The 10,361-nt window shown below is 66.7% G+C and carries 9 protein-coding genes; 1 reads left to right on the plus strand and 8 read right to left on the minus strand.

The genetic code is table 11. The features are described from left to right. Positions 1-56 precede the first annotated feature (56 nt). Positions 57-446: an MGMT family protein gene (locus C1877_RS14100; RefSeq protein WP_197533107.1), complete on the minus strand. Its 390-nt coding sequence runs from the start codon at positions 444-446 to the stop codon at positions 57-59. A gap of 273 nt (positions 447-719) precedes the next feature. Here C1877_RS14100 and C1877_RS14105 point away from each other — a divergent pair, with 273 nt between their 5' ends. Then, positions 720-1,076: a hypothetical protein gene (locus tag C1877_RS14105; protein ID WP_015540272.1), complete on the plus strand. Its 357-nt coding sequence runs from the start codon at positions 720-722 to the stop codon at positions 1,074-1,076. Between the two features lie 33 nt (positions 1,077-1,109). Here the strand turns inward: C1877_RS14105 and C1877_RS14110 are convergent, their stop codons facing one another. The 7 genes from C1877_RS14110 to C1877_RS14140 form a co-directional block, all read right to left on the minus strand. After that, complete coding sequence (locus C1877_RS14110) at positions 1,110-1,682, minus strand: hypothetical protein (protein ID WP_041239695.1); 573 nt, start codon at positions 1,680-1,682, stop codon at positions 1,110-1,112. Between the two features lie 210 nt (positions 1,683-1,892). After that, positions 1,893-2,834 (minus strand): DUF4013 domain-containing protein, encoded by a 942-nt coding sequence (locus tag C1877_RS14115; protein ID WP_015540271.1) that lies wholly within the window; start codon positions 2,832-2,834, stop codon positions 1,893-1,895. A 240-nt stretch (positions 2,835-3,074) separates the two neighbouring features. Then, positions 3,075-3,452 (minus strand): 50S ribosomal protein L7/L12, encoded by a 378-nt coding sequence (gene rplL / locus C1877_RS14120; RefSeq protein ID WP_015540270.1) that lies wholly within the window; start codon positions 3,450-3,452, stop codon positions 3,075-3,077. A gap of 90 nt (positions 3,453-3,542) precedes the next feature. Beyond that, a complete protein-coding gene (rplJ, locus tag C1877_RS14125) occupies positions 3,543-4,064 on the minus strand; it encodes a 50S ribosomal protein L10 (RefSeq protein WP_041240603.1) in 522 nt (173 codons plus the stop codon). Between the two features lie 401 nt (positions 4,065-4,465). After that, positions 4,466-6,400 carry a putative periplasmic lipoprotein gene (locus C1877_RS14130; RefSeq protein WP_114569454.1) on the minus strand — a complete coding sequence of 645 codons (1,935 nt, stop codon included), beginning with the start codon at positions 6,398-6,400 and terminating at the stop codon, positions 4,466-4,468. A 101-nt stretch (positions 6,401-6,501) separates the two neighbouring features. After that, complete coding sequence (acnA, locus tag C1877_RS14135) at positions 6,502-9,180, minus strand: aconitate hydratase AcnA (protein WP_114569455.1); 2,679 nt, start codon at positions 9,178-9,180, stop codon at positions 6,502-6,504. A gap of 289 nt (positions 9,181-9,469) precedes the next feature. Beyond that, entirely contained in the window at positions 9,470-10,078 is a 609-nt protein-coding gene (locus C1877_RS14140; RefSeq protein WP_049784177.1) for a hypothetical protein, read from the minus strand. Positions 10,079-10,361: the final 283 nt, after the last annotated feature.

Below are 10,361 nucleotides of genomic sequence, written 5' to 3' on the forward strand. Positions count from 1 at the left end.
CCGCCGTGCGTGCCGCGCCTGCCGTGCCAGCAGCCTTCCCGTACCGGGGCCCGCCGCTATCCCAGCGGCAGCGCCAGCTGCTCGGGCCCACCCGGCTCATCGCAGGGCGGCCAGCGATGCCGCGCCATATCGATGGTCTCGTCGTCCACGAACGCCACGCCCTCGTCTTCCAGCAGCTGCCGCTGCACGCGCTGGCCGCCGAACGCGTAGGTGGGCGCAAGGGTTCCCTTGGCGTTCACAATGCGGTGGCACGGCAGGTTCCACGCGCTCTGCACGCGGCTCATGGCCAGGCCCACCTCGCGCGACGCCTTGGGATACCCCGCCAGCTCGGCAATCGTCCCGTACGTGCACACCGAACCCGCCGGCACGCATCGCACCTGCGCATACACGCGCTCGAAGAACGCCTCGTCCATCTCGATCATCCCCGAGCCCTTCCTCTCGCCCACCGCCGCACCCCTTTCCCCGGCCGAACGTCCCTCCCATGATAATCCACCCGCCGTCCAACCGAAGCGAGAACAGCCCGAGGCTGCACCGCCATCGCCCGCGCGGACGCTTTAGAAAGGGAACCGCCCGTAACGGATGGAAGGCGCGCCGTTCACGCCGCGCGGCCGTCCGCTGCAGGGCGGTGCGCAGCCGGTATCGTGAGCGCTCCACGCGCCCGAGCCGCAGGGAGCTTCGCCCTGCGGGCACCGCGCGAACCTTACAGGAAAGGAGCGATCATGACCGCACGAGACGACAACGCCGCACGCCCCACCGCCCTGGGCCGGGGGCTCGACACCCTCATGGGCGACCGCGACGCACAGGGAGCCGACCGGGCCGATCGGCCTTCAAGCACCGGCAAAGCCGACCATCCGGACCGCACCGAAGCCGCGCACCAAGATGCCGAGGGCGACCGCCCCTCGCAGCCGCCTGTTCCATGCAAGGAGGATCGAGGAGCGCGCCCGCCCGAAAGCGGCATCGCCGTCGTCAGCGGACTCATCGCCGGCGGCGCGGCAGGCGCCGTGGCCATCGCCGCGTTCGCCCTCCTCGGCGTGAAGGCGGTGCTGTCCATGCAGCGGCGCAACCGCCTGTTCTAAGCTTGTCGGACCGACCGGCCCGCCGCATCAGTGTCAACCGGTCAGGCCGTACTTCTGCGCCAGCTGGGCCGCCTTCACGCGGGCGCCCTTCTCGTTGAGGGCCCAGCGCTCGAACAGCACCGCGTTCCCGCTCGTGAACACGTCGTAGATGCCCTCGAACGCCATCTCGGCGCACGTGAAGGCGCCCTCGATGGACGTGAAGTACGTTGCCGCGTCTTCATTGAAGGCACCGTCTTCGAACTCCAGGACGTGCGCCTGCTTCCCATGGCCGGCCAGGGGTACGAGCATGGTGCCACCGGAGAGCACAACGGGCATCCCGCGGCCGCCGAACGGCACGCGCGCCGACGTGCGCACCGGCTCGAACCGCCCGACCCACTGCTTGCCGTCCAGTTTCGCCCAAGCGGCCCAAGCGCGCGTGAAACGCAGGTCGTCGTCGCGGTAGAGCGCCTCGAAGAACTCGCGATACGTCGACGCACCGTCCAAGTGCCCTCGAAACTCGGGCCGTACCCCGCCCCCAAGGGAAACGAGCGAGAGCACGCGGGCGCATCCCCGGCGCTGCCGCTCGCCCAAACCGTCGATCTGCTCTTTCAATTCCCCGTACTCCATAGCCTGCCCCTTTCCCCCGAATACGCGCAGCGCGCCCCTAGGCGGCGTGCGTCTCGCGCACCAGTATAGCGCCCGAGCGCGCGTGCGGCAGCCCTTCCGAAGAAGAACCCCCTCCGACCGGCAGGTCGAAGGGGGTTCGGCAAGCCCGTTCCCGGGCCGCGGCAAGCGGACGGCCTACCCTCGGGCCTAAGGGGCCGGGCGGTTCGGACCTCAGCGCATCGGCGGCTGCTGGTACGGCGGCTGTCCGCCCCCGCCGGGCCCGCCCGCAGCGCCTGCCAGCTCGAACGGCATCGGATCGTCCTGCCCGCGCCACGCCGGCACGTTGAACTGCTGCGTCCAGTAGCCCAGCGCCCGCGCGATCATCGCCGTGAAGAACACGGCCACCACCATGGACGCGAATCCCGCCAGCAGCGAGAGCACGATCGCCACGCCGCCAACCCCGAACACCATGCCGACGATAGCCGCATCGAAACGGCTGGAGTTGATGTTCAGGTTGCCGCCCGTGACCGCGAATCCTATGGCCACGCACAGGAATACCACCACCACGATGAGGATGGTCACCACCACGGTCGTCGCAATGGCCATCAGCACGGCCATGCCCAGGATGCGCAGCATCCCGACGAAGTCATGGCGCAGCATGCTCCAGATCTTGCCGAACTGGAATCCGGCCGAAAGCCGGCCGTAGATGCTCATGCGCATGGAGCCCACCCAGGTGAAGAACGCCGTGAACAGGTACGCCGCAATGGACAGGGCGAAGAACACCATGCCGACAAGGCCCGAGGCAAGGCCCAGCGGGAACGACAGGAACCCGGAATGATAGCCCCAGCCCGACCATATCCCGAAGGAGCCTCCGGTCAGGATAGACCCCACCAATTCCACCGCCCAGGGAATGAGCGAGCACACGAAGCTTATTACGAGCACGAAGAACCCGCGGCTGTAAAGCCGCCCGTCCTCGTTGCCGAACACATGGGCGGGCAGCGGCGCATGCACGCCCCACGCGATGTCGCGCGCCCAGCCGTACAGGTAGCCCGCCACCACGATCCACCCGAAGATGGGAACAAGGCTCACCAGGCCCAGCACCAGCAGCTTGCCGAACCAGCCGGGCGAATTCTTTATATCATGCCAAGCGGCATTGAAGTAACCGGCCTGCATAGCGCCCCTCCTATCCTCATCAGCTGCGCTAACGCGCAGTCTGTCAGTTAGCGCGTTCTACTATATACGCGCGCGCCCTAAGCGCGTGCGAACCGTTGCCATTCCGTCAGTAAGGCGAAACCATCTTAAGCGCGACAACCCGCCGCACGTAACGCGCATCCCGCCAGACAGTAAGAGACCCCCAGGTCTGGGGGTCTCTCTTCAAGCAGTCTCGATGGCCGTCAGGCCGCCGGAACCAATTTACTTGAGGGTGACGGCCGCGCCGGCTTCCTCGAGCTTGGCCTTGATCTCCTCGGCCTTGTCCTTGGCAACGCCCTCCTGGATCGGCTTCGGGGCGCCCTCGACCAGCTCCTTGGCCTCCTTCAGGCCCAGGCTCGTGATCTCGCGGACAACCTTGATGACGGCGATCTTGTTGTCGCCGAAGCCCTCGAGCACGACGTCGAAGTCGGTCTTCTCCTCGGCAGCAGCGCCACCCTCGGCAGGAGCGGCAGCAGCCACGGCCACGGGGGCGGCGGCGGAAACGCCAAACGTCTCCTCGATGTCCTTCACCAGTTCAGAAGCCTCGAGCAGGGACATCTCCTTGAGGGCCTCGATGATCTCTTCACGCGTAACAGCCATGTTCGTTTCCTTTCAAAGCGGCCGGGTCCTTCCCGACCGGTGTGTTTTGCCTATCGTCAGGCAGCGCTCGCCGCGCCGCCTACGCTGCGGTTAAGCAGCTTCCTTCTGGTCGGCCACGGCCTTCGTGACCTGCGCCAGACCACTCGGCACGCCGTTGAGCGCCACGGCAAGGCCGCGGGCAACACCGGAGATAGCGCCGGCGATCTGAGCCAGGAGCTCTTCGCGGGACGGGAGAGAAGCGATAGCCTCCACCTGAGCGGCGGAAACCTGCTCGCCTTCCATCAAACCACCCTTGATCTCCAGGTTCTGGTTCGTCTTCGCGAACGTCTTCACGGCCTTGGCGGCAGCAGCCACATCGGCACCGGCGAACACGAACGCGCTCGGACCCTCCAGGATATCGTCGAGCGTGGGCAGGCCGGCCTCGTCCAGGGCGATGTGCATCAGGGTGTTCTTGTACACCTTCATGCTGGCGCCGGATTCGCGGATAGCCACGCGCAACGCCTGGATGTCCTTCACCGTCAGGCCGCAGTAGTCCACGACCCACACAGCGGAAACGCCGTCGAGATCCTCCTTGATCTTGGCAAGCGTCTCTTGGTTCTTCACGTTGGGCATGTAGTACACCTCCTTTTCCTCAAACTCGGGTTCCGCTCCCTCGTCTGGGATCGTCGCCTAAGAAAAAGGAACGACCCCCGCCGTCTCATGACAGCAGGGGTCGTCTAAGCGCGAAACTTATACAACCACCTCGGCGGGCCGCATCCCTGCGATTAAACCTCTCGGTGCCAGCTGTCTTGGGCAGCGGAACTAGCTATACGTCGTACTCCCGAAGAAGTAACCGTTATATTTTGCCACCATTCCGCCATTTGTCAACCCAAAACACGGAAAAGCCCGCCCTCCGCCCTCTGGCGCGCTCCCCGGGCTCCGTGCTCCCCGGGCCATCGATTGCCTTCTCGCCCGAAAACCACGGGAACCCCCGATCGCGGGGGTTCCCGAGCAAGCATTCTGCCGTCGAAGCGCTACGCCGCGTCGCCCTTCGCGTCCGCGGTGGCGTCGGCCTCCTTCTCCGCCTCCTTCGCGGCGTCGGCCCCGTTACCGGCCTTCGCGCCGTCGGCGCTGACAATCTCCTCCACGGGGTTCGTCGGCTCCGCCTCCACGTACGTGAACGTGATGGCGTCGCCCTCCTTGTATCCCACGATCTCTATCAACCCGGGAAGCGCGAAGTCGTAGATGGCGCTGCCGTCGTCCAGCTTCACGTAGAAGTGCGAGTTGCCTTCCACCACCGCCTGGGCGATGTGTGCGATCGTACCCTGCTTCTCAACCGCGCCCGTGTCCACGCCGGACTCGGCCAGAACGCCGTTCGTGGCGAGCAGGGCCTGGTAGGCCTTCTGGCACTCGGCCACCGTGTTGCCCACGGCCACGTTCTGGTAGCGCTGGATGTCCAGCATGGCGAACTGCTTGACGAGCCCCGCGTTGTCCTTCAGCGCCATGAAGTACGTCGGCTGGCCCGATACGTTGATGAGCAGCGGGAACGTGGCCTGGTAGCGCAAGTTCTGCACCTGGCCCTCGGCCGACTGCATGGCCGATTCCTCGGTGGCGCCGGCCACCGGGTAGAAGTGCGACTCGGCCGTGCGCTGGTTGATCAGCACGAAGCCCACGATGGAGTTGTCAGCCGTGGCCGAGGTCACGCCCGTGTACACCCACACGTCATCGTCCTTGGCAATGTAGTTGTACCCCAGGTTGCCGTCGGTGCCCGGCGTGGTCTGCACCACGTTCTTCTGCCCGAACACGGAGTTCAGCCAGCCGTCCTTGTACTTGCCGGACCAGTTGTACTGCTCGAGCAGCAGGTCGGTCGGGTAGGCATGGTCAACCCACTGCGGCACGTCCTCGATGGCCAGGTCCTGCGTCTCGCCCGTCGTGGCGTCCACCATGACCACGCGCTGGATGGTCGTTCCGCCGAACAGGCCGATGGTGCGCGACTGCACCGGGCAGATCCACCAGGGATGCCCCTCGTCGTCGATCTCGAACGACTTCTGGTCAAACATATAGAAGGGGTAGCTCAGCTGCACGTGGCGGTCGATGTTGCGCACGAGCGGCTCGGACTCGGAGTAATGGATGGGGTTGTCCTCAAGGCGCACGATCTCCGCATCCTGCGTCGTCATGTTCACCAGCGCGTAGGCGGGGATGCCGGCCTCGCGGTTCGTGAACCACTTGAACAGGTCCGCATACCCCAGCGGGCTCACGCGCACCGGCGAGCTCTGGTAGTTGATCTGGCTGTACAGCGGCGATATCTCGAACTGGCTCACGTACTCGGGGATGGAGCCCATCTCGCGGTTGCCCAGCAGCACGGCCGAATCGCGGTCGATAACGGGGATCTCCGAGTAGTTCACCTCCTTGATGTCCTGCGCGAAGTTGTCCTCCGTCGTCTGCAGCACCGTGGCGTACTTCTCGGCGTTGCCGGGGAAGATGGAGAGCGACATCACGGCGCCCAAGACGCCCAGCACGGCCACGGCCACCGGCACGTAGCTCGCGAACTTGAACGCCTTCGCCTTGCCCGGGTTCGCCTCGACCTTCGCGGTGCCCTCCTTGTAGCTGTGCGAACGGCTCCAGAACACCAGGAACAGCGGCAGCAGGATGAACACGGCCACGAACATCCAGGTGTCCGTCGAATGGATGTTGATGGGCGGGTGGAACCACCAGTAGGCGGCCAGGCCTACCAGCACGATAACGATGGCGGCGATGATAAGGGCCTTCTTGCCCCACGCGGCCATACGGTCCGCGAACGGGACCTCAACGTGAACGTGCGGCGGCTGCGAGCCTCCGCCGCCTCCCCTGCCGGCGCGACCCGCACCGTCCGAAGGGGCCTCCGCGTCGGCGTCGAAGCGCCCGTCCACGTTGATCCCCGATTGCCTGAGCGCTTCAAGCAGCGCATCGATTCCGGATGTCTGTTTCACGGCATCCCTTTCCGTATCCCTCGATTGCTAGAATTAACACTCCATTATACGGCAAAGCGCCCGCTTGCTCATCGCAACCGGGCGCCACCGTTACCTCGTCTTTACAATAGGCTTCTCAGCACGTAGGGCAGGATGCCGCCGTTCTCGTAGTAGCGCCCTTCCGTGGGCGTGTCCACGCGCACGGTCGCCTTGAACGTCGCCGTCGAGCCGTCCGCCCGCTCGGCCGTCACCTCCACCTCGCGCGGCACGGGCAGCCCCGCCGAGAAGTCGATCGGCGCCACCGTGTAGCGCTCCGAGCCGTCGAGCCCTAGGCTCTCGGCGCTCTCGCCTTCCGCGAACTGCAGCGGCAGGATGCCCATGCCGATGAGGTTCGACCGGTGAATGCGCTCGAAGCTCTCGGCGAACGCCGTGCGGATGCCCAGGAGCGCCGGGCCCTTCGCCGCCCAGTCGCGCGACGACCCGCTGCCGTACATCTTGCCAGCCACCACCACGAGCGGCACGCCCGCAGCCTCGTAGTCCATGGCCGCATCGAACAGCGGCCGCACCTCGTCTGCCAGGAAGTCGCGCGTCCAGCCGCCCTTCTTCCCCTCGGCCAGCAGGTTCTGCAGCTTCACGTTCGCAAACGTGCCGCGCATCATCACCTCGTGGTTGCCGCGCCGTGCGCCGTACGTGTTGAAGTCGGCCGGCGCCACGCCACGCTCCTCCAAGTAGCGCGCCGCCGGGGAGTCGGCCGCGATGGAGCCCGCGGGGGAGATGTGGTCGGTGGTGATGAAGTCGCCGAGCCGCGCCAACGCGCGGGCGCCCACGATGGGCTCGGGAGCCGAAGGCTCGCGCCGCATGCCGTCGAAGTACGGCGCGCGCCGCACGTAGGTTGACGCGTCATCCCAGGCGAACGTGCCCGCGGGCTCGCTGCCGAGCGCCTGCCAGGCCGCATCGCCGTCGTAGAGCCCGCGGGTGCCGTCCTCGTACAACGCCCGGTTCACCTGCGCGTCGACCAGCGCGTCGATCTCCTCGTCGCTCGGCCAGATGTCGGCCAGGCGCACCGGCGTGCCGTCCTCGCGGCACCCCAGCGCGTCGTGCGCCAAGTCCACGTCCATCGTGCCCGCCAACGCGTAGGCGATCACCATGGCCGGGGCGACCAGGTAGTTCTGCGACACGTCGGGCGAGATGCGCCCTTCGAAGTTGCGGTTGCCGGAAAGCACGCTCGCCAGCTCGATGTCGCTGGCCACGTCATGCAGCGCCGGCAGAATGGGTCCCGAGTTGCCGATGCAGCTCATGCATCCGAACCCGCAGGTGTAGAAGCCCAGCGCCCGCAGGCCCTCCATGAGCCCGGCGCGCTCGAGCAGAAGCTCGGTGGCCTTGCTGCCCGGGGCGAGGACCGTCTTCACCCACGGCTTGGGCGCAAGACCCGCCTCGGCGGCCTTCTTGGCCACCAGGCCGCACGCCAGCATCATGCGCGGATCGGTGGCCGTCGTGCAGCTGGTCACGGCCGCGATGGCAAGCGCGCCGTGGCCGAGCGCATGGGCCTCGCCCCCCAGCTCCACCTCCACGGTTTTGCCGCGGTCGAGCCCGCGCTCATCGCACACGGCGCGGAAGCGCTCCTGCACGCCTTCCAGCGGAATGCGGTCGTGCGGGCGCGACGGACCGGCGAGCGAGCGGCCCACGGAGCCCAGGTCGAGCTCGATCACCTCGGCGTACGTGCGCGCCGGGGCGTCCGGGTCGTGCCAGTTGCCTTGCGCCTTCGCATACGCCTCCACGAGCGCCACCTGCTCCTCGGTGCGACCGGTCAAGCGCAGGTACTCGAGCGTCGCGTCGTCCACGGGGAACAGCGTGCAGGTGCTGCCGTACTCCGGCGTCATGTTCGAAATGCACGTGCGCTGCGTGACGTTCAGGCTGGCGAGGCCCGGCCCGAAGCACTCAACAAACGAGCCCACCACGCCCTTCTCGCGTAGCATCTGGGCGAACGTCAGCGCCACGTCCATGGCCGCCACGCCCTCGGCGAGCTCGCCCGTCAGGCGCACGCCCACCACCTTGGGCACGAGCGTCGTGATGGGCTGGCCGAGCGCCGCAGCCTCGGCCTCGATGCCGCCCACGCCCCAGCCGAGCACGCCGATGCCGTTCGCCGTGGGCGTGTGGCTATCGGTTCCCACAAGCGTGTCGAAGTACGCCACTGGGCGCTCGCCATCTGTCCGCGCCACTCCCGCATCATCCGACGTCATGACCACGTGCGCGAACTGCTCGATGTTCAGCTGATGGCAGATGCCCGCCCCCGGTGGCACGATACGCACGTTGTCGAAGCTCTGCTGCGACCATTTCAGGAAGTCGTAGCGCTCCTTGTTGCGCGCGAACTCCAGCTCCATGTTCTGCGCGAGCGCGCCGGCGCAGCCAGCCGCGTCCGCGATGACCGAGTGGTCGATCACCAAATCGCAGGGGATCTGCGGGTTGATCTTCGCCGGATCGCCGCCCAGCTCGGCGCACGCCTCGCGCATGACTGCGAAGTCCACGAACACCGGCACGCCCGTGAAGTCCTGGAACAGCACACGCGCCGGCGAGAACTCCACCTCGCTGCCCACCTCGCCCGCGTTGCCTGCCGCCACGATGCGCCCGGCCAGCTCCTCGGCCGCCTCCGGGCTCTCGGCGTTGCGCAGCACGTTCTCCAGCAGCACCGTCAGCGCGTAGGGAAGCGTCTCCGAACCCGGAACGCCCGCCACCGGATAGTAGGTGTAGGTTGTGCCGCCCACTTCGAGCGTGTCGGCAAAACGGCTGGCCTCGTCAGTCATGCATGACTCCAATCCGCCGCCCCAGGGCGGCCCTCGCGCGCGAGGGCCGGCTCCCGCCCGTCCCGTCGCGCCTCCCTCTCGTACTCGCTCGCCGAAGACGGCGTTATTTGCCTTCTGCGCCCTGCGCTCGTCACGCGTCGCATGGCACCGACAATCTCCACGTCACCGCCCGGATGGGTGGCGCAGTATACCGCGCCCCCGCTTTCCCGATGCCGTCCTCGCAGGGGCAACAGGGAAGACGCGAAAAGCGGCGGATTGAGAACCGCCAGAAAATAAGGGGAGGTGAAGGCTAGTCGGCCTGCACGTTCTCGACGATCTGCTGGGCACGGCGCTTGAGCGCCCCCTTGCCGTTCTCCGCGTCGAACTTCATGCGATCCCGCAGCTCTTCCTTCACCCGCAAAGCAAGCTTGCCGGCCGAGAAGTCGACAACCGCCACGAGCATATCCTGGAACTCCAAGTCGCCATGCCAGCATTGGATGGCCTCGTCGATAAGCGGCCAGACTTTCTCGGAACGGTTCTCCGTCGTGGCACCCAGCTTGCACAGGAAGCGCATCGCCGCAAGGCGCACCGGGCCGCTCTCTTCGTCGAACAGCGCAGCCTCGGCACCCGGCACGGCCTTGTCGCACGTGCGCGAGTCGTAATCCACCAGTGCGGTAAGGATATCAAGGCATTCCCAGCGCGTTTGCGCTTCCGGACGGTTGAGCGCATCGACGAACGCCGACCCCTGGGGAACGAGCATTTCAGGCGCTTCTTTGGCGACGATGGCGAGAGCCGATGCGGCGTTCTGACGGGCGCGTCGCGATCCTCCCGACAGAGCCTCCGTCAATTCGCCGAGCTTGGCCTCGTCGCGTATCGCGGATGCGGCCACCTTCGCTGCCTCTTGCGCCTTATCGCTCACCAGACGTTCCTCCATCCTCGTTATCAAAAGCACGCAAATACCATGCTTAGCGTTTCATTATACCCTCGCCCCGGCGAGCCCCGCCTCCCCCGCGCAGAATAAACACGACCCCCGGAACGCGCACAAGGCCGAAGTACAAGGCCGCCCTCCCCCAGGCCCCCCCACACGCAGCAGGCCCCCGGGCCGACATGGTCCGGGGGCCTGCGATGTAAAGGAAGCATCCTCCGCGAGCGCGACGCCCTATCCTCCCACAGCCTGGCGCTGCAGTACTTTCGGCGATGGC

The sequence above is a fragment of the Gordonibacter pamelaeae genome (assembly GCF_003340385.1).
GTDB classification, from domain to species: Bacteria; Actinomycetota; Coriobacteriia; order Coriobacteriales; family Eggerthellaceae; genus Gordonibacter; species Gordonibacter pamelaeae.

Excerpts from the sequence above, each read along its gene's own strand:
- C1877_RS14105 (WP_015540272.1), top strand. The coding sequence starts at position 720 with ATGACCGCACGAGACGACAACGCCGCACGCCCCACCGCCCTGGGCCGG.
- C1877_RS14110 (WP_041239695.1), bottom strand. The coding sequence starts at position 1,682 with ATGGAGTACGGGGAATTGAAAGAGCAGATCGACGGTTTGGGCGAGCGG.
- C1877_RS14115 (WP_015540271.1), bottom strand. The coding sequence starts at position 2,834 with ATGCAGGCCGGTTACTTCAATGCCGCTTGGCATGATATAAAGAATTCG.
- rplL (WP_015540270.1), bottom strand. The coding sequence starts at position 3,452 with ATGGCTGTTACGCGTGAAGAGATCATCGAGGCCCTCAAGGAGATGTCC.
- rplJ (WP_041240603.1), bottom strand. The coding sequence starts at position 4,064 with ATGCCCAACGTGAAGAACCAAGAGACGCTTGCCAAGATCAAGGAGGAT.
- acnA (WP_114569455.1), bottom strand. The coding sequence starts at position 9,180 with ATGACTGACGAGGCCAGCCGTTTTGCCGACACGCTCGAAGTGGGCGGC.